Annotated in this window: 12 protein-coding genes; 5 read left to right on the plus strand and 7 right to left on the minus strand. The window is 30.2% G+C overall.

What is annotated here, in order from left to right; translation table 11 throughout:
* Positions 1 to 23 precede the first annotated feature (23 nt).
* The 5 genes from MHL31_RS08735 to MHL31_RS08755 all read right to left on the minus strand — a co-directional run bounded on the left by MHL31_RS08735 (position 24) and on the right by MHL31_RS08755 (position 12,325).
* Entirely contained in the window at positions 24 to 1,550 is a 1,527-nt protein-coding gene (locus MHL31_RS08735) for a RagB/SusD family nutrient uptake outer membrane protein (RefSeq protein WP_240225548.1), read from the minus strand.
* A 23-nt stretch (positions 1,551 to 1,573) separates the two neighbouring features.
* Positions 1,574 to 4,624, minus strand: coding sequence for a TonB-dependent receptor (locus MHL31_RS08740; protein WP_240225549.1), 3,051 nt, complete (start codon positions 4,622 to 4,624; stop codon positions 1,574 to 1,576).
* A 476-nt stretch (positions 4,625 to 5,100) separates the two neighbouring features.
* Positions 5,101 to 5,475: a cupin domain-containing protein gene (locus MHL31_RS08745; protein WP_240225550.1), complete on the minus strand. Its 375-nt coding sequence runs from the start codon at positions 5,473 to 5,475 to the stop codon at positions 5,101 to 5,103.
* A 9-nt stretch (positions 5,476 to 5,484) separates the two neighbouring features.
* Positions 5,485 to 7,758 carry a heparinase II/III family protein gene (locus MHL31_RS08750; protein ID WP_240225551.1) on the minus strand — a complete coding sequence of 758 codons (2,274 nt, stop codon included), beginning with the start codon at positions 7,756 to 7,758 and terminating at the stop codon, positions 5,485 to 5,487.
* A 442-nt stretch (positions 7,759 to 8,200) separates the two neighbouring features.
* Positions 8,201 to 12,325, minus strand: coding sequence for a hybrid sensor histidine kinase/response regulator transcription factor (locus MHL31_RS08755; RefSeq protein ID WP_240225552.1), 4,125 nt, complete (start codon positions 12,323 to 12,325; stop codon positions 8,201 to 8,203).
* 173 nt (positions 12,326 to 12,498) lie between these two features.
* Here MHL31_RS08755 and MHL31_RS08760 point away from each other — a divergent pair, with 173 nt between their 5' ends.
* The 5 genes from MHL31_RS08760 (at position 12,499) to MHL31_RS08780 (ending at position 23,457) form a co-directional block, all read left to right on the plus strand.
* Positions 12,499 to 13,878, plus strand: coding sequence for a SusF/SusE family outer membrane protein (locus MHL31_RS08760; protein ID WP_240225553.1), 1,380 nt, complete (start codon positions 12,499 to 12,501; stop codon positions 13,876 to 13,878).
* A 95-nt stretch (positions 13,879 to 13,973) separates the two neighbouring features.
* Positions 13,974 to 17,000, plus strand: a complete 3,027-nt coding sequence (locus tag MHL31_RS08765; RefSeq protein ID WP_240225555.1) for a TonB-dependent receptor — start codon at positions 13,974 to 13,976, stop codon at positions 16,998 to 17,000.
* A gap of 17 nt (positions 17,001 to 17,017) precedes the next feature.
* Positions 17,018 to 18,526, plus strand: coding sequence for a RagB/SusD family nutrient uptake outer membrane protein (locus MHL31_RS08770; protein WP_240225556.1), 1,509 nt, complete (start codon positions 17,018 to 17,020; stop codon positions 18,524 to 18,526).
* A gap of 97 nt (positions 18,527 to 18,623) precedes the next feature.
* Positions 18,624 to 20,222: a glycoside hydrolase gene (locus tag MHL31_RS08775; protein WP_240225557.1), complete on the plus strand. Its 1,599-nt coding sequence runs from the start codon at positions 18,624 to 18,626 to the stop codon at positions 20,220 to 20,222.
* 52 nt (positions 20,223 to 20,274) lie between these two features.
* Complete coding sequence (locus MHL31_RS08780) at positions 20,275 to 23,457, plus strand: glycoside hydrolase family 2 TIM barrel-domain containing protein (RefSeq protein WP_240225559.1); 3,183 nt, start codon at positions 20,275 to 20,277, stop codon at positions 23,455 to 23,457.
* Positions 23,458 to 23,674: 217 nt separating this feature from the next.
* Here MHL31_RS08780 and MHL31_RS08785 read toward each other — a convergent pair whose 3' ends face one another.
* Complete coding sequence (locus tag MHL31_RS08785) at positions 23,675 to 24,979, minus strand: FGGY family carbohydrate kinase (protein WP_240225560.1); 1,305 nt, start codon at positions 24,977 to 24,979, stop codon at positions 23,675 to 23,677.
* Between the two features lie 147 nt (positions 24,980 to 25,126).
* Positions 25,127 to 26,914, minus strand: a complete 1,788-nt coding sequence (locus tag MHL31_RS08790) for an L-fucose isomerase (protein WP_240225561.1) — start codon at positions 26,912 to 26,914, stop codon at positions 25,127 to 25,129.
* Positions 26,915 to 26,933 lie beyond the last annotated feature (19 nt).

Raw genomic sequence — 26,933 nt, forward strand, 5'->3', positions numbered from 1 at the left:
TATCGTTTTATTTAACTATTTAATTAGTTTCCAATATTAGGATTACTATCTATTTCATCTTGAGGTATTGGTGTATCATAATCTACTGAAGAATTCCAATCTGGTTTTGCTCCTTCATAACCTGAGGCACTAAATACTTGATCTCCTAATTGTCTTCTTTTAATATCATACCATCTTTTACCTTCAAATGCTAATTCTATTCTACGTTCTTCTAATACATCTTCAACAGTAACTGAAGTAAGATCAGCTGGAACTGTGCTTGCTGGTATAACAACTTCAGTATAACCTCCAGAAGTAGATGCTCCACCTTTTCTAGCTCTTGCTCTTACCTGATTAATATAGTCTAAAGCTAAAGGATTTCCTATTTCAACTCCTGCTTCAGCTGCAATTAATAAAACTTCTGCATAACGTAACATAGAGTTATTATGGCTGGTTGCTCTTTTATTTGAACGTGCATAAGGTCCTGGATAACGTGTATATTTAGCAATATATGGACTATTTTTAGCGTGCTCATGCCCACTTATCTTAAACTGTGTATAATCTACAGTAACACCACCAATTGTAGCTTCTGTTTGAAAACTAACATTTGTTCTATAATCATCTGGATCAAAAGATTCATAAACGGCCATGGTAGGTGATAAAACAGACCAACCTTGATCGTCATCATCTCCTCTAATACCAGTCATTGGTGCTGTTTGATCGTACCCATTATCATCTGCTTCGTAAGCATTATAATCTAATGCAAAAATTGGTTCTAAAGAAGCGTCAATTTTATTGGCATTAAATAATGTTTGAAAATCTGGATCTAGATCTAGATTATACACTCCTTTATTATCAATTACTTCTTTAGCTTCATCAAATGCTTTTTGGAAATAAGTATTATCACTTGTTCCTGCCATTGTTAAATATACCAAAGATAAATATGAACTAGCAGCAGCTTTAGAAGGAATAGATCTTGATACTTGAGTATTTGGCAACCAAGTTTTCGCATACTCTAAATCTGAAATAATGTTCTCATACACTTGTGCTTCCGGTGTTAAACCTATAGAAACAGCAGCATCCATATCAGTTACTGGAGTATCAATATATGGTATATCTCCAAACAATCTTACTAAATGAAAGTAGTAAAACGCTCTTGCAAAATAAGCCTGTGCTGTAACAGGGTTTTTTACTTCCTCATCTACAGCAACATCTTCTGCTCCTGCAATAGTATTATTAGCGGCAGCTATTCCTAACCAAATTCTTCTCCAAGGATCATACACCATTTCATTATCACCTGTAACAGAGTGCATATCCATTTCACGTCTATATGTTTGCTCTGAGTTAAGTTGCACCATGTCGGAACGCACTAATAACGACATAGAAAGTTTCCTCCCCCAAATTTGTTCGTTCATGGCATGTGTTAAAGAGCCATCTACCCCAGTTTGTATATCTTGTACCGTTGAGTAAAATCCATCGGGAGATAATAATCCAACTGGATGTTCTTCAAGATCTGAACATCCTATTATTGATAATCCTATCAATAAGAATAAATATTTATATGTTTTCATTATATATGTTTTTAAATTATTGATTAAAATTTAACGCTAAGACTAAAACTTACAGATTTTATAGTTGGATAATTCCCAAAATCAAATCCTCTAACAGTATTACTAGATGTATCATTATCTCCAGAAGCACCATAATAGTTAACTTCAGGATCTAAACCAGAGTAGTCTGTAATTGTTAATAAATTTTGCGCACTCAATGATAATCTTAAATTTTCTATACCCAACTTTTGTATATTTTCTGAAGGAAATGTATAACCTAAAGCTATATTTTTTAATCTAATATAACTACCATCTTCAACAAAACGAGAAGAGATTTCTCTCCAACTATTATTTCCTGGGCGAGGTTGACTTGCATCTGTATTAGATGATGACCAAGCATTATTATAATAATCGTAAGTAGTATTTGCATCTCCATTATTTAACTGCACATTAGTCATATTAAAAATATCTCCACCTTGAGATCCTTGAAAAAAGATATTAAAATCAAAATCTTTATACTTAAAGCTATTAGTTATACCCCAAGTGAAGTCAGGGTTAGGGTTACCGATAGTTTTTCTATCATCGTTAGTAATATCTCCACTATCATCTAAATCTAAAAATAATGGATCACCAGCAACTCCTCCTGTAATTGTAGCTGTACCAGCTGGGAAAGTACCTCCTTGGTATACACCTGCATAGTCCCAACCATAGAAAAGACCTACTTCTTCACCTTCTCTTAAAATATAGTTATCATCAACACTAAAGTAACTTGGTGCACCATCTCCAAACCAATCAACACCGTTAATTAAAGAAGTTACTGTATTTTTATTTTTAGAGAATACTAAATCTGTTGTCCAACTAAAATCGTCTTTAATAATGTTTCTAGTATTTAAAGAAACTTCTATCCCTTTATTATTAATTTCTCCTGCATTTGTTAGAATCTCATCATTATAAAATCCTAAATAATCAGGCATCCCTTTATTAATCATAATAATATCTTTAGTATCAATATTATAATAATCTAAAGAAAGTAATACTTTATTATTGTATAAACCTAAATCTACCCCAATATTTGTTTGGTAAGACGACTCCCATTTTAAATTTGGGTTTGAAGGTTGGTTTGGTGTAACAGCTGCAACAGTTTCACCATTGCTAGAAGCGTATAAACTTGCAATACTTGCTAAAGATTGGTAAGGATCAATTGATGGGTTACCAGTAACACCATAACTTAATCTTAACTTTAAATTAGAAATTGTTTCATTATTTTTTAAGAAATCTTCATTAGACACTTTCCAACCTAATGCTGCTGAAGGGAATATTGCATATTTTTCATTTTCTGCGAAGTTAGAAGCTCCATCACGTCTTACTGTAGCAGTTAACAAATATTTATCATCAAAATCGTAATTAATTCTTCCAAATTGAGATTGAATTTCTGTTTCATTTACATAAATAGCACCTGAACCTCCATTAATTAAATTAGTTGCAGTCCATAAACCATAATAAGAAAAAGAATCTGAAATTGTCCCAGTACCTTCACTGTACGATCCTTTATTAGTTGTTTTTTGATAAGAATAACCTGCTAATAGAGTTAAGTCTCCTTTTCCTATTTCTTTTTTATATGTCAAATAGTTTTCACTTAAAACACTTTTAGTTTTATTTTCTCTAATAATAGCTCTTCCGTCAAGACCTTGTCCTGCTGTAACAGTTAAGGTTCTTGGCATATAAAGTCCTCTAAAAGTATTACTATTACTTAACCCAAAAGTTGTTTTAAATGTAAGACCTTCAATAATTTCATAATCTGCATAAAAATTTGCTCTAAAATTTTCTATTTCTGTATCATCATCTCTTTGAGTAGCTACAGCCCAAGGGTTATCAACTTGATCTCCAATCTTATCATTTGTTGAAAAAGAACCATCATCATTATAAATTCCTTTATCTGGAGCAAATCTCATAGCTAAAGAAACTACATCATCACCACCCACGGTAACAGAACCATCAGATTGAGTTGTAACACCATCTTTTTTACTTAAACCACCTGTTAAACCAAGACCAATTTTTAATTTATCAGAAACTTGTGCATCTAAATTTGTTAAAAATGATACTCTTTCGTAAGCAGAATTAACCAGCACCCCATCTTGTGCAAAATAAGTACCTGAAGCATAGTAACTTACTTTATCTGAACCTCCTGAAAAAGAAAGTTGATTATTTGAGGTATTACCTGTTCTATAAATTAAATCTTGCCAATCTGTATCATAATCTCCTTGAACATAAGGAGTTGAATTACCTTGATTTGCTCTTATTTCATTTTGATATTTTGTAAAATCACTTGCATTTAATAAATCTAAACTATTTGAAGTTGTTTGAATAGCGTATGTTGTGTTAAGTTCAACATTTAATTTACCGCTTCTACCTTTTTTAGTAGTTACCAAAACAACACCATTTGATCCTCTTGAACCATAAATAGCTGTTGCAGATGCATCTTTTAAAACTTGTAAAGATTTAATATCACCTGCTTGTGGCATAGTTGCACCCACAAAACCATCTACTACAATAAGTGGATCACTACTTGCATTTATAGAAGTATTACCTCTAATGTTCATTTTAATAGGAGCTCCTGGCTCACCACCATTATTAGATTGTACAACTACACCAGCTGCACGACCCTGAAGCGCTTGCTCTGCTTCTAATACAGGAAAAGCTGTTAACTCCTCTGTTTTTACAGAAGATACCGAACCAGTTACGTCACTTTTTCTTCGAGCTCCATAACCTACTACCACAACTTCGTCTAAAACTGCTGTATCTTCAATTAAAACAACTGTAATTTCTTTTTTATTTGTTAACGTAATAAATTGGGTTTTATACCCAATATAAGATGCTACTAGAACTTCTCCTTCTGTTACATCTAAACTGAAAATTCCATCAAAATCTGTAGAGGCTCCTCTAGTAGTATTTTGAATTAAAAGACTTACACCCGGAATTGGCATATTATCTTTTGCAGATAACACTGTTCCCTTTATTGTAAAGCTTTCCTGAGCCATTAATGAAATATTGAGCATCAATATTACAATTAGCGTTAGCTTAATTTTTAAATTCATAATTTAATTTTTTATGTTAAGTTTAGTTTTAGTAATACTGTTTTGTATTTACTTTTAGTATAGATTGTTAATCTTTAATTATCCAATCACTTTAAAAAATTTAATTCTGAAAATTTGTTTCTTTTTTTGTAATATTGCAGAATGTATTTTTTAAAATGAATACATATTTTTAATTTTACTTCCCTCAGAAAAGAAGTATTTTTTTTAAAAAGGATAGGTGCAACTATCCTTTTTTTTTGTTCATTTTATATCATTTAATTAATTTTATTTAGAATTGTTAAACTTATTTAAACTTGCTCTTCAGAACTGGTAAACCAATCTGGGAAACCAAATATATGTTAATTTAAAGTTAAATAAAAATATTAAACAATTTATTTTCAAGTTTTAACAGATTTACTATAACGTTTTAGTAAAAACCGTTAAAAAAAGCGTTTCACCTTATAAAATGTTACGCTTTTTATTAAATTTTAGTCTAATTATTTTTTATCTCCAAAATAAGATACTCCATCTCCACTTAAGAAATCTTCTCTTACAGGACTAAAGGTATCTATTAATTGACCTTCTTCTAAACAAACTGCACTATGCCATAAATTAGGCTCAATATACACACCATCTCCTGCTTCTACTATTTGCTTTACTCCATCAATTTCAAATTCAAATTTACCTGAAACACAATACGTAGCTTGTGTATGGAAATGCTGGTGTGGTGCACCTAACGCTCCTTTGTCAAATTTTACGCTTACCATCATAATTTGGTTATCGTATCCTAAAAATTTTCTTGACACTCCTCCTCCAAGCTCTTCCCATTCCATATCTTTTGCAATAATGTACTTTTCGCTAAATCGCTTCATAATTTTGATTTATTTATTTTCTGTTAATATATAAGGACCTTTCCAGGTATATTCTTTATTGTTAATTGTTAATTTATGCTTTATTTCTTTATCATTATTTTCATTTGCTATAATAAAGAGTTTTGATGCTCCATTTTTTGTTTCAATTGATACAGCTGTATATTCTTTTGAATTGTGAACCACTGTTAATTGTTCTATATTACTATATGCATTAATTGCTAATTCTGAAACCGGATTATAAGTTCCATGTGATTCTATTGTTGAAACATATAACGCATCTTTTGCATTCTTTTTTCTTAAAATTAATGTTTGTTCATCACGTAAATTAAAATCGGGATCGTTTGCTCCTATTCTACCAATAATAACTTCGTCATTATTTTCAGTTACCGCCGAATAAGTATAAAATTTATTATTTAATAACCAATTTAGTTTAATATTACCTTCCTTTACACTTGCTTCAGCTTCTTTATATAAATGCTGATATCCATCTGACTTACCTAAAACTTCTGGAGTTGGCAATTTAAAGTACTCAAAATCTGCCTGCATAATTTGTCCTAAAAAATAAAATGGCAGATCATATTGATTTGTATTATCAGATGTTACGCGCATAATATCTAACACATAAGGATTTTTATAAGCTTCATCCTTAATAGTTACCATAGTTCTATGTAGTTTTGTTCCAGGATATGCGTTTTCTTCTTTAGCACTAGCTACCTGAACTTTTTTATCTACAACACTAAATATATATTTATTAGAATGGTAGTTACTTGCAATATCGTACTTTCCCTTAAATTGAGATTTTTCATTTTGTGTAATTGTATTATGTGCAATAGTTTGTTTTGCCCAAGTTGTATTTTCTTTTAAGTAATTACCACCACCTTTTTGTTCAATATTAACAAAACGACTCATACCATAATCTTGTACCACTTCAACACCATCTTCAAACAAGGCAAAAGACAACTTATCATAATGTCCATGACTTAAACCGTGTGCTGTATATTTAAAAACAACTTCTAAATCATCACTACGTAAAATTCCAACTGCGCCTTGGTCACCATCGGGACCATCAGATAATTGAATTGATTTTTTGATAAAAGGTTTTTCTTTACCTTCTTTAATACCTAATGCCACTGCTAAACCAGCATCATCTAAAGTTACTTCATCTTGCATTTTAGCAATACTAAGTAATTCTGGATTATTTCCTCCAAAATGATACCCAATATCAACTGTAGATATCAAAGATGAATTAAAATAAGACATCCCTTTTTGTGCATCATTTAATAAAAAGAATTCTCCTTGTGCGTCTGATAAATTTAATAAAGCTGTTACACTTTTTAAAAGCACTCCATCTTTATATTCAAATACCTTATGTGCTGGTTTTTTATTTTGAAGCGCTTGTGCAAAAATTAAAAATGGATATGATGCGTAACGTTGATAATATGGACCTTCTGTAAAATATCCATCTGGAGAAAAAGGCTCGTTTAGATTTGCAAAAAAGCCAATTTTTTGACCATCTTTTCTAATATAACCACCATCATTATCTTTTTCTTCTGGATTAAAATCAACATTTTTAACACCATTTAAAGCTCTATCTAATAATTCATCATCATCCATTGCTAAAGCAATCATTCCTACGGCAGCATTTCCCCATGTAGCATGGTTGTGAACTCTGTTAAAAAATTGTGGATTTTCTTTTGAAATAAAATCTGCAAAAGGTCTAAATAAATCTGTCTCTAAAACAGTACGTTCTTCTTCTGTTAAATAATTATAAATACAATCGTATGCTTGACTTGTATATACCAACCAATTAGAATCGTTTAAACATTGCCAAAATAACTTACCTCTAGCATAAGATCTTGGTTTTGGATGAACAGGCCAGGTTGGATACTGTTTTGCATACTCAAATAACATATCTTTTACATATTTAGCATACTTTTCATCGTTTAAGATTTGATAAAGTACACCCGCTTTTTGCATTAAAATGTAATTTTTTTTATGCGTTTCATGTGTATATCCTCCAGAATAATCTTTAGGAACTGGAACATCAAAACCTTTAACAATTTCAGCATCAATCTCTGCTTGAGCAATTGCCAATGTTTTATCAAAAATAGGAATACTTCCTAAGTTAGCTCTAATATCTTTTACACCTTGTTTAGTTAAAATTAAACTTGGATGGTTAGTGTCTTCAGAAAGTAAATCTCCAGAAGTTTTAGAATCAGTTTGTTTACAAGAAATAAAACTTAACAATACTAACAACGAAATTATTTTTAGACTATTTTTCATTTTCATTTTTTTGATGTTACACCTAAGTATAGGTTTTGATTCTCTTAGTTTGAAATTTATATTTTCTTACAAATAATAATCAACACCTAGTTTTAAACTTAAAACAAACTAAAACAATTAAGTAAACAACAATAAAATGAACACTTTTTTACTTCATTTTTAACACCTTGCATTGGTTTACCAAATTGGTTTACCAAATATATACATACTATTTTAGATTTACAAACATTTCTACTTAAAATTAACTGTTAACAGTTCTATTTTGACTTTTAAGAAAATTTTAAACCTTCTAAAAAGTAAAAAAAGTTTATTATTTATGAACACAATTTGAATAAAAAAAAGTGAATTATAATTACAACCAAAAAGTAATTAGTTTAATATTATTCACCAACTAATTATGTATAAGCTAATAACAAAAACAACTTACTTTAGTTAAGCTATACTAACTTTTATTATTTAGGTTTTCGGCTTTATATTTTGAAGGTGAAATGCCAAATTGTTTTTTAAAACTTACACTAAAATACTTGACGTCATTAAAACCAGAATCAAAAGCAGCTTGTGAAACATTAAAATCACTTTCAACTAATAATTTTGCAGCCTTATTTAAACGAACTCTTTTAATATAATCGCTTACCGAAGATCCGGTTACGGCTTTAACTTTTCTATAAAGAGATGACCTACTATACCCTAACTCTTTTGCAAGTTCAGGTATTAATATATCTCCATTATATTTCTCAAAAACCAGCTGTTCTAATTTAGCTAGAAATTTATCTTCAATATTCTTTAATGGATCTATTAATTTTGGATTAGTTATTTCTGAATCACTATAAAAATTAATTAGTTTTTTTCTATTGCTAAATATATTTTCAATTTTAGCCAATAAAAAGTTTGAATCAAATGGTTTAGTTATATAATCATCCGCACCTATTTCTACACCTTCTAAACGGTCACTATCACCTAGTTTTGCGGTTAATAAAATAATTGGTACATGACTTGTTTTTTCAGAGTTTTTTAATTCTTTACATAAATCCATTCCAGATTTTTCTGGCATCATTATGTCTGAAATAATTAAATCAGGAATTATTTCAAAAGCTTTTTCAACTCCAATTTTTCCGTTTTTTGCAGATACTACTTTAAAACTTTCTGACAGTATTTCATTTAAATAATTAATTATATCTTGATTATCATCAACAATAAGAACAACTTTATCGTTTTTATTAAACTTGAATTGTATCGGCTCGTTATGTAATAACAAAGTTTCATCTATAAACGGTTTTTTTATAATAAAATCTTTCGAATCTATAAACTCAACATTTTTTATTTTAGAAAAATGATCTTTATTTTTAAATAATTCAATTTTAAAACAAGACCCCACTCCTATTTTACTCTCTACCAATATCTCTCCTTGGTGTAAATCCATTAATTTTTTACACAAAGCCAATCCTATACCGGTACCTTCAATTGTATCTGCATTATCTTTATGGTAATATAAATTAAAAATAGAATCTAATGCTTCTTGTTTAATTCCCGAACCTGTATCTGCAATTTTAAGTAAAATAGTATTTGAAACTTCTTGAACAGTAATTTTAATTTCACCACCTTTCGGTGTATATTTAAAGGCGTTTGACAGCAAATTAAAAATTACAAGTTGTATTTTTTTATAATCGAACCAAGCCTGATATTCGTTCTCAATTTCTACATTAAATTCAATTTCTTTTTGAGCTGCATAAAATTTAAAATTACTTGAAATTTCTTTTAAAAATTGAGTAAAATTATATTTGCCCACTTCTAAATGATTGTGTTCTGTCTCAGATTTTCTAAATTCGAGCATTTTATTAATTAGCTCTAATAAAATTTGAGAATTTCTTTTTATCAATTTTAACTTACTTGTATGTTTTCCTTTTTTTTCTTCCCTTAATATATCTGAAATAGGCCCTAAAATTAAAGTTAGAGGAGTTCTAAGTTCGTGAGAAAAATTTGTAAAAAACCGGAACCTTTCTTTATTTAAATCTTTCTCTTGCTCACGCAAAATTTGAGTATAGAAAAGCGAATTTCTTAATTTAATTTGATTTGCATAATATTTTAAAACTATAACAATAATAAACGAAATACTAATTATATAAATTAATACTGCTGGTAATGTTAACCAAAATGGTGGGTGAATAATTATTTTGATTTTAGATATTTGCTGGTTTTTATCTTCTAACTCATGTGCTAATTTTACCTTAAAAACATACTCTCCAGGTGATAAATTTCTGTATGTTGCAGACGTATTAGCACCTACTTTATTCCAATGTGTATCGTAATTTTCTAAAATATATTCGTAATTTATTCCTTTTGAACTTGGAAAATTTAACGCTCCATATTCAATTGTTATAACATCTTGACTGTAATCTAATTCAATTTCAGTGGTTGTGGAAAGACTTTGCTTTAAAGGCGTTTCATTAATTTCGTTGCTAACATCAATAGATTTATTAAATAGTTTAAAATCTGTAAACACTATTTTTAAAGGGTTATAATCTTTATAAATTTCATCTGGATAAAAAATATTTAACCCGTTAAGAGCTCCAAAAACAGCATATCCATTTTTAGAAATAAATCCTGAATTACCATTAAAAGAACCTACTCTAACTCCGTTTGCCGAAATAAAACTATCGAAAGTTTCATCTTCTACATTAAATAAATTTAAGCCATTATTAGTACTTATTAATAGTTTAGATTTAGATTCTGCAACTATTGCGTTTACAGTATTATTTGAAATTCCCTTATCTTCTGTATATTGAGTTATTTTTTTTGTTTTTAAATTAAAATGTATCAGTCCTTCAAACCGTGTACCTATCCATAAATCTTCTTCAGAAACACATTCAACATCAAATACAATATGTGCTTTTAACTTATCATACTCTGGATATGTTTCCGTTTTATTTTTTTCATAATTAAACGATAAAATTCCATTTCCAAAAGTCCCAATCCACAAATTGCCGTTTAAATCTTCTGTTAAAGACCTAATATCTAACCAACCAACTTCAGTAATAAATTTAAAATCATCGGTTTCAGGTTTATACAAATGCAAACCTCCTCCATTTGTTCCAATCCAAATCCGTTGCTTACTATCTTCAAAAATTACCCGAATATCATTACTATTCAAATTTTTATTTGAAAGTCCTTTTTTATAATGTTTAAATTTTTTTGAACCTGATTTTAATACGTTCAAACCACCAGCATAAGTACCAATCCATAAATTACCTTTACTATCAAAGTAAGAACTTAAAATAGCATTATCGCTAATAGAATTATTATCTAAAGGATCTGCTACAAATTTTTCAATATTATTGTTAAAAGGATTAAACTTATACAAACCTCCTCCATCAGTTCCTACCCAAATATTATCGTTATTATCTTCACTAATCCCCCAAGTACTTTTATAACTTGATTTACTATTATCTTTAGCTAAATTGTTGTAGAATCTAAAACTTTCACCATTTGGATTTACTATATTTACACCCAATAAATGTGTTCCTATCCAAATATTATTTTGATTGTCTTGATAAAAAGAACTTATAGATCTATAATTTACACTATCATCAAAATCATTAGGTAAATAATTGACAAAAGTATTTTTTTGTTTTTTTGAAAGAATTTCTTTTCTATTCCCTTTAATAATTCCCGAATTTCGAGTCCCTAACCAAATAACGCCTTCATTGTCTTCAAATATGCTTAAAATATCGTTATCTGAAAATGAACTACAATTTTCTACATTAATTTTAAAAAATGAATCGCTTTTAGTATTATAAATTGTTAAACCTGCATTTGTACCAATCCACAAATAATTTTCTGCATCTAAATACAAGGTGTTAATTTCACCAGAAGAAGTAATTTCATTAAAACCGTAAGTAAATTTTGTTACTTTTTTTGATTCTAAATTAATTTTATTTAGACCATTTTTCCAGTTTCCAACCCAAAGAATACTATCGTTTTGAATTTGAAGTGATGAAATTAAGTTTGAAGATATACTAAAATTATTTTCTTGTTTATAATTATAAATAAATTGTCCGTCTTTTAAAATATCAATTCCTCCTCCATAAGTACCAATAATGTATTCTCCATTACTTCTTTCAACCATAGAAGTAGGACTGTTATGACTTAGGCCTCCATTTCCATTGGCATAATAAATTTCAAACACTTCTTTTTTAATATCAAACCTATTCAACCCTTGATCTGTCATAATCCACAAATCACCTTTACTATCAACAAATAAAGATTGAATAAAATTATTAGAAATGGAATTTTTATTCTCTATTGAATGCCTAAATGTTTTATAATTTTTACCATCAAACCTACACAAGCCATCGTTAGTTGCAATCCAAACATATCCAACAGAGTCTTGAATAATAGAATTTACAATATTATTAGGCAAGCCATTTTCTACTGTAATAGAATTAAATTTTAATTTAGGCGGTAGCTTTTTTTGAGCAAATAAATTTGTCCCATTAGTTAAAAATAGAAATAGTACTATTCCTTTACTAATTACAATAAAAAAATTATTTATAAATTTTAAATTATTCAATACTTCTATTTTTTGTTAAAAAAAACAAATCTAATTCAATAATAACAATTTCAACTAAATAATTAATAGTTTGAACAAATTGCACCTTATATTTGAGCAAATTTTATACTACGCACACAGCACAATCTGTCTAATTTTATCCTATTAAATTTCTAAACCAAAATTATTTAAAAATGATAAGTAAACTATTTTTTCGGATATTTTTATCCACAGTATTATTTTCACTTTTTATTTTTTCATCATGTGATGATGATAACGAAATAAACGATGCATCCGACCCTAATATTTCAAATTTAACAACAACTATTAGCTCTGCACCTGGGCTAGAATTTGTTTTTGAAGGCTCCATTACAGATGATAATGGTATTGAAAGTATAAACATTAATTACGACAAATGGTATTTGGATAAGTATATTACTTTAGATGACCATTTAAAAGAGTACAACTTAAATTATAAATTTTTAGTCCCTGCAGATGAAGAACCAAATAGTTCACATACTTTAAAAGTATCAGCTATGGACATTGCAGGAAACATTACAACGTATGATGTTGTTGTAACCTTAGATTACGACACTACTAAACCGCAAGTAACATTTACTTCTCCTATTAGTGGTAGCTCTAGTACAGTTGGAGATTCAGTTGAATTAAACATCGATTTTTCTGATAATAAAATGCTTGATTCTGTTATTGTAATAAATGAAATTTTAGGCTATGAAGTTAAGCTAAAAATGCCTGATAACACTTTAAACTACAACTTTACAGACTCAATTGAAATACCTTTAACAGGAATTTCTGGCGCAGTAGAATTTACTGCAATTGGTATTGATAAAACAGGAAATGAAACCACAACATATACAACAGTTCTTATTGGAGAAAAAGATGAAATATACAATATGTATGCTGTAGGAAGTTCTACTTGGTACGACTGGGATCCTAGCAAAGCAACTGAAATGTGGAAAAACCCAGAAAATGAAGACTGGTTTGTTGTAGAGTTTTATTATACAGTAGGTAACGGAATAAAATTTATAGGCCAATTAGATTGGGAACCTAACAATTGGGGAACAGATCCTAATGACAGCTCTAGAATTATAAACTCACAAAGTAGTGGCACCATTGAATTTGATGAAGATGGCTATTACCATGTAGAGTTTAATCCATATACATTAGAATACACCTATGAAAAAATGGAAATAGATGTTGAAATTAAAGAAAACATGTATTTAATGGGTAATGGATTTGCTGGCTACGATTTAGATTGGAACCCTGCAGATGCTATTCCAATGGAAAAAGATAGCAACGGAAATCCTTATGTTTTTACCATTAATATTGAAATTACTGAAGACACTTCTTTAAAATTTATTGGACAAACAGATGGTTGGGAACCATTTGATTGTGGTTTTGAAGTTGGCGGAGAAACAATATTGCCAGTAAATTATGTAAAATGTAAAGCTGGAGATGGATCACAAGATCTAAAATTTAAAGATCAAGCTGGTACATACACAATTACATTCGATTACTTTTTACTAAGAGCAACTATTCACGAATATAATTAAGTTTTAGTATTTATACCACAAAACGCACCTAGTGTTTTTTGTGGTATTTAAAAAAACAAAAAAACATTAAACTAAACCATAAATTTACGAAGCTAATGAGAACATTCACTTCTTTAATTTTGGGCATATTTTTACTTTTAGGAAGTACAATATTTGCTCAACAAAAACAAATAACAGGAACAGTAACTGCAAGTGGAATGCCAATGCCTGGCGTATCCATTTTAATAAAAGGAACTTCCAATGGGGTTTCAACTGATTTTGACGGAAATTATAGTATTTCAGCAAATAGTACAGACACCTTAATATTTTCTTACATCGGTTTTTTACCACAAGAAATTGTTGTTGGAAACACATCAACTATAGATGTTTCTTTAGTTGCAAGTACCGAACAATTAGACGAGGTTGTATTAATTGGATATGGATCTGTAAAAAAGAAAGATTTAACAAGTGCCATTTCAACCGTAAAAGGTGAAGAACTTTCAAAAAGGGTTGTTTCTAACATACAAGATGCCTTAGCTGGTCAATTACCAGGTGTTCAGGTTTCTTCAAGTGGTGGTAAACCAGGAGCTTCTTCATCAATAACAATTCGTGGTATTTCAACACTAGGAGACAATACGCCATTATATGTTGTAGATGATGTACCTTTAGATGACATTAACTTTTTATCACCTCAAGACATTGAAAGTGTTCAAGTTTTAAAAGATGCATCTGCATCAGCTATTTTTGGTTCTAGAGCTTCAAATGGAGTTATAATAATTAGAACAAAACAAGCTAAAACAAATAAAGTAATTGTTTCTTTTGATGCTTACACAGGTATACAATCTGTGGCAAAAGACCCTAGCTTAGCTAACGCTACTGAATATGCAAATATTTTAAATGCTGCAAGTTTAAATGATGGTGGTAGCTTAATTTATTCTGACCCAGAATCTTTAGGGAACGGAACTAATTGGTGGAATGAAATTACACAAAACACACCAATCTATAACGCTAACTTATCAATTGCAAAAGCTACTGAAGATATTAAAATATCATCAAGTATTTCTTACCAAGACCAAGAAGGAATTATAAAAGGAAGTGATTTTAATAGAGTAACAGCACGTTTAAATACAGAATATAAATTAAACGATCAAGTTACTATTGGAGAAAACTTTACGTTTGCAAACTCAAAAACTAAAAATGGTCCAGATTTAGTTTGGAATGCTCATAGATTAGAACCTGTTACAAACCCATACTTAGCAGATTATGAAATTGATGGATTAAACGAATACAGCATTTTTTCACCAACTATTACAGATGTTCCAAATGCATTAGGACAATTAGCAAGATCTTATAACGATACTGAATACTCTAGAGCCGTTGGTAACTTCTATGTAAATTGGGAAGCAATTGAAGGCCTTACTTTCAAATCGCAATTTAGCGTTTATTACAGCTCTTGGGAAAACAACTGGTTTTCACCAGATTATTATATTGAAGAAAACGACAAATTAGAAGTAAATTCTGTAGGAAGAACACACAATAACAAGCTAAATACAACTTGGAATAACACCGTAAATTACCAAAAAGAAATAAATGACCATAGTATTAACCTTTTAGGTGGTGTAATTTTAGAATCTCAAACAGAAAAAACATTAAGTGGCACTGGAGAAAATATTCCTAGTAACCATGAGGATTTAAGATATCTTGATGCAGCAACTGAAGGATTTTATACCACTGGAAATAACGAAAAGTACAGCTTAATATCGTACATAGGACGTGGAAATTATTCTTACAAAAGTAAATATCTATTAACTGCAACTGTAAGAGCTGATGGATCAAGCCTTTTCCCTGACGGTAACAAATGGGGTGTATTCCCTTCTGTGTCTGCTGCCTGGGTTACATCTGATGAAGATTTTATGGAAGATATATCTTGGATAAGTTCATTAAAAACCCGTGTAGGATGGGGACAAATTGGAAATGACAACAGAAATTCTATTCCAGTAAACGCAAGGTTAACTACTATTGGTAATGAATACTATACTTTAGGAGATGACCAACAAGTTATATTAGGAACAGCACCTGCAAACGTAGGGAATCCATCTATTGAATGGGAAACTGTTGAAGATATGAACTTTGGTATTGACTTAGGTTTATTTAATAGTAGTTTAAATATAAATTTTGATATTTATAAAAGAACTACACACGATATGTTAATGGCAAAAAGTATTCCTGCTTACCTAGGTTCTGGTTACGATGCGCAATGGGCTAATGTTGGTAGTTTCGAAACAAAAGGTGTTGATTTAGGTATTACTTATAAAAAACAAATCAATGAACTAAAAACTGCATTTACGCTAAACTTATCAAGTTATGATGCAACTGTAGTTGAACTAGCTGATGGAGAAGCTATTTGGGATGGAAATCACCAACGTTTAAACAGTTTAACATATACTGCAGAAGGTCAAACTCCTGGGTTATTTTATGGATTTGTAACTGATGGAATATTCCAAAATCAAACTGAAATTAATAGTCATTCAGATAACACTGGAAATATTATTCAACCATTTGCACAACCAGGTGACTTTAGATTTAAAGATTTAAATGGTGATGGAACATTAGACGATGATGATAGACAAGTTATTGGAGATCCTACTCCAGACTTTTCATTTGGATTTAATATGCAATTTAACTACAACAATTTTGATTTAAACATTTTATTTACTGGTAAATACGGAAATGACATGTTAAACGCTTTAAACCCATACTTAATGAGTGGTAGCGGTACTTATAACTCATATGCTGGCTTATTAGATAAAGCTTGGAGTGGTGAAGGATCAACAAATTCTCAGCCTCGTTTATCAAATGATGATCCAAATCAAAACTTTAGATACTCTGACTATTACATCGAAGATGGTTCATTTATTAGATTAACAAATTTACAGTTAGGTTATAATTTAGATAACAGCATTCTTGATAATCTAGGACTTGCAAGAGCTAGAGTTTATATGAGTGGTGAAAATTTATTTACTGCAACTTCATTTAGTGGTTTAGATCCAGATATTAGTGGTTCGGCTACACAAAGTGGTATAGACTGGGGACACTATCCTTTACCAAGAACTATAAATGTTGGTGTTAACTTATCGTTTTAATTTTAAAAATGTACACAATGAAAATTATTAAATACATATTATTTATTTTTATCGGTTTGAACGTAGTTTCTTGCTCAGACTATATTGATAACGAAATAACAGGAGAACAAAATTTAGACACTTACTACTCTAATTATACCGAAAGTAACAAAGCTGTATTAGGTTGTTATGCTTCACTTAGTCCACAAGACTGGTGGCAAACAGATTTCTTTTGGATGGTTGGTGATATTTGTTCCGATGATGCCTTTAAAGGAAATTCAAACGAAGGAGACCAAAGAGATTTTGGGAATTTAGCTGATTTTAACATTACATCATCAAACGAGTGGTTAGACAGTAAATGGAGATATACCTACCAAGGTATTTTTAGAACAAACTTAGCCATTACAAGAATTCCAGAAGCACCAATTGCAGAGGAAGAAATTAATGAACTTGTAGCTGAAGCTAAATTTTTACGTGCTGTATTTTATTTTGAATTGGTGAAAAACTGGGGTGGAGTTCCTTTATTAACAGAACCAATATCTGTTAGCGATGCCAACTTAGAAAGAGCTACTGAAGAAGAAATTTGGGCACAAATTGAAAGTGATTTAAATGATGCTTTAGAATATTTACCATTAAAATCGCAACAAGCTTCTGCAGATAAAGGAAGAGCTACTAAAGGAGCTGCAATTGCTTACTTAGCAAAAGCTGCTTTATACCAAAAAAATTACACAGAAGCACAAAGTTTAGCCAATGAAGTAATCACTTCTGGTGAATACAACTTAAACGATGATTTTAAAGACGTTTGGAGTGTTTCAAATCCAAATGGAAGTGGTTCTATTTTTGAAATCCAAAATTCTTACAACGAACTTTATGATACAGGAAGTGCTTTACCTGTACTATCTCGTAGTAGAGCCGATGGTGGTTGGGGATTCTGTACGCCAAGTAGTAATTTAGATAATTTTATGGCAGACGATCCAAGACGTGAATTCACAATAATTAAACAAGGTGATTATGTAAATGAAGAATACCCTTCTTACGATACTAAACCTTCTGAAAATATGTCTGGAAGAATTAACAAAAAATACTTTTTAACTTCTGAAGATCGCCCTGAGAAATCAGAGCATAAAAGATCTCCTCTAAATCATATTTTATTAAGATATGCCGATTTATTATTAATGCACGCTGAAGCTGCTTATTTTAATGGAGACGAAAATTCAGCTTTAACTTCTTTAAATAAAGTGAGAGCTAGAGTAGATTTAAACGAGATCTCTGCTACAGGACAAGGTTTACTAACTGCAATCTATAATGAAAGAAGAATGGAATTAGCAATGGAAGGAAACCGTTACTACGATTTAAAAAGAACAGACAGGTTAACACAAGCTATGGCTGCCTTTTCAAATTATAACCTAAACGAAAGTACAGATGAATATGATGCTGGAAATGACGAAGGAAAATATTATAAAGCTGAAGTTCATTCTTTATTTCCAATTCCAATATCAGAAATTAATTTATCTCAAGGTCGAATTACACAAAACCCTGGATACTAAATCTTAATATAAAAAGATGCTTATAGTAATAGTACTTTAAGCATCTTTTTCAACAAATAATCATACTAATTATTTGAAAACCCAATAACTAAAAAAAATGAAGCATAAGAAACTTTATAAAATACTAGCAATTTCATTATCACTTGTATTAACTATAGCGGCCTGTTCCAATTCAAATGACGATGAAACATCTGATAATGGTGGAGGAACAACAGCATCAGATTATTTAACCATTACCTTACAACCATCAACAACTTATCAAACAATACATAGCTTTGGTGCTTCAGATGCTTGGAGTACACAATTTGTTGGTAAAAACTGGCCATTAGCAAAAAGAAATCAAATTGCTGATTATTTATTTAGTTCTGAAACTGACAATACGGGACAGCCTAAAGGAATTGGTTTAAGTACTTGGCGTTTTAATATTGGTGGAGGTAGCGATGTACAAGGAAGCGACAGCGGTATAAGTGATGAATGGCGAAGAGCAGAATCTTTTTTAACTTCAAATGGTTATAATTGGGATGCACAACAAGGGCAACGTTGGTTTTTACAAGCTGCAAAAGAAAGAGGTGTAAATGAATTTACTGCATTTTCTAACAGTCCTCCAATTACCCTTACTAAAAATGGAAAAGCACATTCTTCAGGTGGCTCTTCTGCAAATCTTGATGCTACAAATTACAATAATTATGCTGATTTTTTAGCTAATGTTATTGAAAATATCAGCGCTAATGATGGTATTACTTTTAACTATATTTCTCCTTTTAATGAGCCACAATGGGATTGGACAGGCGGACAAGAAGGTTCTCCTTGGTTAAATTCTGAAATAGCGGCAATAACTAGAATTCTAGACACAAAAATTGAAAGTAAAAATTTAAACACTAAAATTGAAATTGCTGAATCTGCTCAATTAAATTATTTATACGAAGATTCTAACAAAAGCGGAAGAGGTTCTCATATACAAGAATTTTTTGATAGCAGTTCTGATAACTATGTTGGAAACTTAAGCAATATTGCTCAGAAAATTTGTGGACATAGTTATTATACAACTTCAGGAAACACCACTTTAATAAATACCCGCCAAAATGTTAAAGATCAAATTGAGCAAACAGATAATGCTCTTGAATTTTGGATGTCGGAATATTGTCTTCTTGAAAACAATTCAGAAATAGAAGGTAATGGTAGAGATTTAGGTATTGATCCTGCACTTTATTTAAGCAAAGTAATCCATACCGATTTAGCTGTTGCAAATGCAAGTTCTTGGCAATGGTGGTTGGCTTTAAGCCCTTACGACTATAAAGATGGATTGGTATATATAGACAACGATAAATTTGATGGAGAAGTGTATGATTCTAAACTACTTTGGGCTTTAGGAAATTATTCATTTTTCATAAAAGAAGGATACCAAAGAATTAGTTTAAACAGATCTGATAATAAATCTATAGAACAATCTATTGATGGATTATTAGTATCAGCTTATAAAAAGCCAGACGATTCAAAATATATTGTAGTACTTGTAAATCAACGAACCATTGATATTCCAATTAATGTAAAAGTTGATGGTAAATCTCAATATTCAGGTAAATTATACCAAACTTCAGCAGAAACATCAGATAATTTATCACCAAAAGAAAGTATTGATAATTCAACCGTATGGTCTATACCGTCAAGAAGTATTGTAACTGTTGTTGTTGAATAATTAAAACGCAACCTTTAATCTAAAAAAATTAATGAATTATATATTATAAAAAATGAAACTAAAATACTTTGCTATACTCTTAATACTGATAAGTTCGTGTAATAATAATCATAAATACGTAGATGTTCCTTTTGAAGAACAAGAAATTCCAGACTGGGAAAATCCTGCTGTTTTTGGAATAAATAAAGAACAACCTAGAGCGTATTTTATTCCTTATTTAAATAATGATGATGTTATAAATGATAATGCAAACAACTCTCCTTTTTACACTTCATTAAATGGAGATTGGGAATTTAACTTAGCGCTTAAACCAGATGATAGACCTTATTATTTCTTTAAAGAAGATTATGACACTTCAGACTGGAAAAGCATTAAAGTACCAGCCAATTGGGAATTAGAAGGTTTTGATGTACCAATTTATACCAATGTAAAATATCCACATGAAAAAACACCTCCTAAAATTCAAGATCATTACAATCCAGTAGGTTCATACCGTACATATTTTAATGTTGACACTATAGATTCTAAAGAAGTTTTTTTACATTTTGGAGCTGTTAGTTCTGCTATGTATGTATGGATAAATGGTGAAAAAGTTGGTTATAGTGAAGGTAGTAAAACCCCTGCAGAATTTAATATTACAAAATATTTAAAAAAAGGTAAAAACCTTTTAGCTGTTGAAGTATACAGATGGTCTGATGGTAGTTATATAGAAGATCAAGATTTTTGGCGTTTAAGTGGTATTACAAGAGATGTATATTTATTAGAAAGAAATAAAACACATATTAAAGATTTTTGGTCTCAAGCAGATTTAGATGCTTCCTATAAAAATGGAATTTTTAATGTAAATATTGAATTAGAAAATAAGGCCAATAACAACTATATTGTTGAAACAATTTTATTAGACAGCGACAAAAAAGAAGTTTATTCAGCATCAAAAAATATAGAACCTGGAAAAACAACAATAGCTTTTGAAAAAACCATTCCAAATGTTCATTTATGGAATGCAGAAAACCCATATTTATACAATCTAATTATACAATTAAAAACAGAAGATAGTACCTTAATAGAATCTGTAGGTACCGATGTTGGTTTTAGAAATGTAGTAGTAAAAAACGGACAACTTTTAGTAAATGGAAAAGCCATTTATGTAAAAGGAGTAAACCTACACGAACACCACGATAGAAACGGTCATTATGTAGATGAAGAAACTATGATAAAAGATATTAAAACAATGAAAATGTTTAATATCAATGCCGTTAGAACTTCACATTATCCACAACCAGAATTGTTCTATAAACTTTGTAACAAATACGGTTTATACTTGGTTGATGAAGCTAATATTGAATCTCACGGTATGGGAGCTACACACCAAGGTAGTTTTGACACAATAAACCATGTTGCTTATCTTCCAGAATGGAATGAAGCTCATTTAGATAGAATAAAAAGAACTATTGAAAGAGATAAAAATCACCCTTCTGTAATAATCTGGTCTATGGGAAATGAATGTGGAAATGGACCCGTATTTTTTGAAGGATATGAATGGATAAAAAATAGAGATAAAACACGCTTAGTCTTGTTTGAACAAGCTGGACTAGAAAGCAATACAGATATTGTAGCACCAATGTATGCAGGTATTAATAGATTGGAAAAATATGCAAAAAACCACAGCGATAGACCTTATATTTTATGTGAATACGCACATGCCATGGGTAATAGCGTTGGAAACTTAAAAGAATATTGGGATATGATGAAAAAATACCCAGTTTTACAAGGTGGTTTTATTTGGGATTGGGTAGACCAAGGTTTGGTTAAAACAACAGAAGATGGTGAAGAATATTGGGCTTATGGTGGTGATTTTGGACCTAAAGATGTACCTTCAGATGGAAATTTTTGTTTAAACGGATTGGTAGATCCAGACAGAACACCTAAACCAGCACTATATGAAGTAAAAAAAGTACACCAAAATATCCAATTTAAAGCAATAGATTTAAAAAATGGAAAATTTGAAATTACTAACGAATTTGATTTTACAAATTTAAATGAATATAACTTTTCTTACGAAATAATGTCTGATGGTGAAACTGTAATAAAAGAAAACATTCCAACCTTAAATATAGAACCTACAAAGTCTGAAATTATTCAAATTAAATACCCAGAAATAACTAAATCTAAAGAAGTAATTATTACAATTTCTGCAACAACTAAAAAAGAGAAAAATTTAGTACCTAATAACCACGAAATTGCTTGGGAACAATTTGAAATTAACACAGCTAATAATTCATTCAAGCTTGAGCAAACATCTAAAGTAGTTATTGCAAATGATGAAACTTCAATTAAAATAAGTAGTAAAGCAGGTAAAGTTGTTTTTGATAAATCAACTGGTATAATGACTGAATTATATTTTGGTGATAATGACAATATAATACATAATAATGCCGGATTTACTCCTAATTTTTGGAGAGCACCAATTGATAACGATTTTGGAAACGATCTTCATAAAAGAAGTAAAGATTGGCGCTATGTTAGCAAAAACAGAGCTGTTAAAAGTATTGACTCAAAAATGGATGGAGCCAATGCAATTGTTACCGTTAAATATAATTTAATTAATGAATCAAACGAAACTATAGGTGTTTTCACTTCTAAATATAGTATAAATGGAAATGGTGAAATATTAGTTGATAACACATTAGTTAAAGCCAACAATAACCTACCTGATTTACCTAGAGTTGGTTTAAATATAATTTTAAACAATAACTTAAATCAAATTAAATGGTATGGTAGAGGTCCTTATGAAAGTTATTGGGATAGAAAATCTGGAGCAAAAATTGGCGTATATGAAGGAAGTGTTGCAGATCAATATTGGGCATATATTAGACCTCAAGAAAATGGTAATAAATCCGATACACGTTGGGTAAGTTTAACTGATAAAACAGGAAAAGGAATTATTGTAAAAGGTATACCAACAATTGATGTAAGTGCACATCATAACATAATGGAAGATTTTGAATCTTTAGAAAGAACTGACGGAAGACATAGAGATGGAGATGTTGTTAAAAATCGCCATACTACTGATGTAGTTCCAAGAGATTTAGTTTCATTAAATATAGACTACAAACAAATGGGTGTTGGTGGTGACAATAGTTGGGGAGCACACACACATCCAGAATATAAACTATTAGATAAAAAATATAGTTATTCATTTATAATAAGTAGTACTGAAAATTTAAAACCTTAATAAAATTTTTACATCCCTACTCAATTAATTATTGCTGTTTGTTAACGTTTCAAACAGCAATAATTTTTATAAATACTATCAAAAAAATTATCCCAATAGAAACTCAAAAACCGATAAATAAGTTTATCGGTTTTTTTATTATAATAATTCTAATTATACATTAGAAAACTTATCCTACTTTAGTATTGGCCTAAATTTCAACCAATAATTTTTTCGGTTATAAGTAATTTTTCATCATTAAAGCTGCTCCTAAAGCACTTTCATTTTTACAGTCTGAAATTTTAAATTCGATATTATCTTTTAAAAGCCTTAAAAATTTGATAAAGATTTCATTTTTATTAAATCCCCCAGAAATAAACACATTTGAAATGTTTGCATTTTTATCTGAAATTAAATCAATACCAACTATAACTTTTTTTGCTATTTCATAAATTAATTGATAATACGCTGTTTCGTATGATGTAAAAGCATTTAAGTTCTCTTTGTAAGCTTCAAAATCAGTATCTATCCCTTCAGATAAAAATATTCTAGCATTTTTCTGGTGTATTTCTTCACAAAGCATTGCGTTTAAAGAAAGGTCTAAATGCGTATTTATATTAACATTATAGTGTTCACTTAATGCTTTTAAATACACTTCATGAATTCTTCCCAAAAACTGCATAGAAGATTTTATTTGTTGTTTTTCTGGTGTCATAAAACACAAGCAATTATTATTAAGTTGATGCTGCGTTAACACTTCCTTACTAAACGGATTCATAGCAATAATCCACGTTCCAGTTGATAATAATACAAAATCTTTTTCTTTGTCTAATAATGGAATTATAGATGATGAACTATCATGCATACCCATACCTACAGCTATTTTTTCTCCATTAATTTCAGCAATTGTTGCTTTGTTTCCTTTGCAAGGTTCTGGTAAAGTTATATTTTCATCTTTTAACCAACTATGATACTGCATAGTATCAAAATCCCAAGTGGCTGTATGGGCACCTACTGAAGTATAATCAGCTGTAATTTTACCAGTAAATAAATAACTTAAATACTGTGGATAGTGTAAAACAGCATTAACTTGTTTCCAGATTTCTGGCTTATACTTTTTAATCCAAAGTATTTGCAACCCCGTATTTAACATTCCATAAACTGGAGAAGCAGTTTTTCTTGAAAACTCTTCTACTCCCCCATTTTTTCTGTATAGATTTTCGTAATCTTTTAAATCTAATTTTTTTAGATAATTATATAAAGGCGTAAGACGTTTTCCAGCTTTATCTAAATACATTAAAGAAGCTCCATGTGTTGTAAAATTAATGGCTTGTATTTTAAAATCACCTTTTTTTTGAATGCTTAAAATTTGATTTTTAATCCAGTTTTCAATAGCTACAATGTCATCACAAGGAAAACCATCATCATCAATTATTTCATCAAATTGAGTTGAATTTTGAAATACTACTTCAAAATTCTCATCAAATAAAAATACTTTTTTATTTGTTTTTCCTATATCAATTACTGCTATAACTTTTTTCATTTTTATTGAAAATTAAGGTATTAAAAGCCATCCTTATAATTCCATTTCTAAAATTATAAGGAAAAGCTTTAACAATATTATAAAAAGAAGCCGGTACCTATATTAAACGGTTATAATTGAACCAATTCTTTTTATCAGTTTAATTATTTATTCTTTAAAACCATATAGAGGTCCGTAGTTATTGCAGGCTCTATAATCTGCTCCTTCTAAGTTTTCACCAAAAGCCGACCATGAACTAGGTCTAAATATATCATTTTCATCTACATTATGCATATTTACAGGAATGCGTAACATGGCTGCTAATGAAATTAAATCGGCTCCAATATGCCCATGAGAAATAGCACCATGGTTAGCGCCCCATTTAGCCATTACGGTGTAAACATCTTTAAAAAAGCCTTTACCTGTTGTTCTAGGTACAAACCAAGTTGTTGGCCAAGTAGGATCGGTTCTTTCATTTAAAATGGTATGAATATCTTCTGGTAATTCTACGCTCCAACCTTCAACAATTTGTAAAACAGGTCCAATTCCTTTAATTAAATTGACTCTACACATGGTTAATGGCATTTGTCCTTTAGTTAAGAAATTAGATGAAAATCCTCCACCTCTAAAATATTCAGTTGTAGCTGGTGGCCATTTGGTATTATCTAAACATCTTTTAACATCTTCTTCTGTAATATCCCAAAATGGTTTCATAGTTGGGTTTCCTTCAGCATCTAGTTGTTGTGCAGTTGCATCTAAGGTTGTAGAACCTGAATTTATTAAGTGAATAATCCCGTTTTCAGCAATACCTGTTAATTTTTTACCAGTTACACGCTCTACAGATTCTGGACTCCAATAAGTTCTTACATCAGAGAATAACTGTGCTTTATTAGTTAATAAATGACCAAATAACATAGAAATTGCATTTAAACAATCGTTTTCTGTAGCAAATACATAGGCTTGACGAATACCATTCCAGTCAAATGATGAATTTAAAATAGATTCTGTAAAATCTGCATTTGGCTGGTAATCTGTCCATTGTCGTTGTCCTTGAAAACCTCCCATAATAGCATTTCTACCTTTAGATTCTTCACCAAAGCCCATTTCTTTTAATTTTGGGTTTCCGTTCATTAAATCTTTGCAGATTAGAGTCATTTTCACAACTTTTTCCCACTCTTCATCTTTTTCTTCTCGAGATTTTTGCGATTCAGGGTTATTTCTATCCGCTCCTTCTTCACAATTCGCTTTTGTCCAAGCTAGCGCTTTTTCGTATTCATCTTGATCAAAAATATTGTTTTCAATTCGCCTTAAAAGCTCAACAGATTCAACAAATTCAGCTCTTACGCCTAAATAATCTTGTAAAAAGTTTACATCAACCATAGATCCAGCAATACCCATAGAGCTATATCCTATAGATAAATAAGATTTCCCTTTCATTTGGGCAACTGCTAAAGCACCTTTAACAAAACGTATAATTTTTTCAGAAACATCTTGAGGAATGGATTTATCATCACCATCTTGTACTTCTTTACCATAAATACCAAAAGCTGGTAATCCTTTTTGAGCATAACCTGCTAATGCTGCTGCTAAATATACTGCTCCTGGTCTTTCTGTTCCATTAAATCCCCAAACTGCTTTTGGCGTTAACGGATCGGTATCCATTACTTCGGTTCCATAACACCAACAAGGTGTTACTGTTAAAGAAACTTCTACACCTTCTCTTTTAAATTTATCGGCACAAGCAGCAGCATCTGCAACACCGCCAATTGTGGTATCTGCAATAACACATTCTACTTTTTCTCCACTTGGAAAACGCAACGTATCTTCAATTAATTTTGCTGCAGCTTTGGCCATATCCATACATTGAACCTCTAAAGATTCTCTAACGCCTAATTCACGTCCATCAATTACAGGACGAATTCCTACTTTTGGTAATCTACCTATTAGTCTATTCATTATGTTTAGTTTTAGTATT

Origin of the sequence: Lutibacter sp. A80 (genome assembly GCF_022429645.1) — a bacterium.
Classification (GTDB): Bacteria; Bacteroidota; Bacteroidia; order Flavobacteriales; family Flavobacteriaceae; genus Lutibacter.

Bases quoted from the DNA above. Each gene is read 5' to 3' on its own strand.
- MHL31_RS08745 (WP_240225550.1), bottom strand. From the start codon at position 5,475: ATGAAGCGATTTAGCGAAAAGTACATTATTGCAAAAGATATGGAATGG.
- MHL31_RS08735 (WP_240225548.1), bottom strand. From the start codon at position 1,550: ATGAAAACATATAAATATTTATTCTTATTGATAGGATTATCAATAATA.
- MHL31_RS08740 (WP_240225549.1), bottom strand. From the start codon at position 4,624: ATGAATTTAAAAATTAAGCTAACGCTAATTGTAATATTGATGCTCAAT.
- MHL31_RS08790 (WP_240225561.1), bottom strand. From the start codon at position 26,914: ATGAATAGACTAATAGGTAGATTACCAAAAGTAGGAATTCGTCCTGTA.
- MHL31_RS08770 (WP_240225556.1), top strand. From the start codon at position 17,018: ATGAAAATTATTAAATACATATTATTTATTTTTATCGGTTTGAACGTA.
- MHL31_RS08750 (WP_240225551.1), bottom strand. From the start codon at position 7,758: ATGAAAAATAGTCTAAAAATAATTTCGTTGTTAGTATTGTTAAGTTTT.
- MHL31_RS08760 (WP_240225553.1), top strand. From the start codon at position 12,499: ATGATAAGTAAACTATTTTTTCGGATATTTTTATCCACAGTATTATTT.
- MHL31_RS08765 (WP_240225555.1), top strand. From the start codon at position 13,974: ATGAGAACATTCACTTCTTTAATTTTGGGCATATTTTTACTTTTAGGA.
- MHL31_RS08775 (WP_240225557.1), top strand. From the start codon at position 18,624: ATGAAGCATAAGAAACTTTATAAAATACTAGCAATTTCATTATCACTT.
- MHL31_RS08785 (WP_240225560.1), bottom strand. From the start codon at position 24,979: ATGAAAAAAGTTATAGCAGTAATTGATATAGGAAAAACAAATAAAAAA.
- MHL31_RS08780 (WP_240225559.1), top strand. From the start codon at position 20,275: ATGAAACTAAAATACTTTGCTATACTCTTAATACTGATAAGTTCGTGT.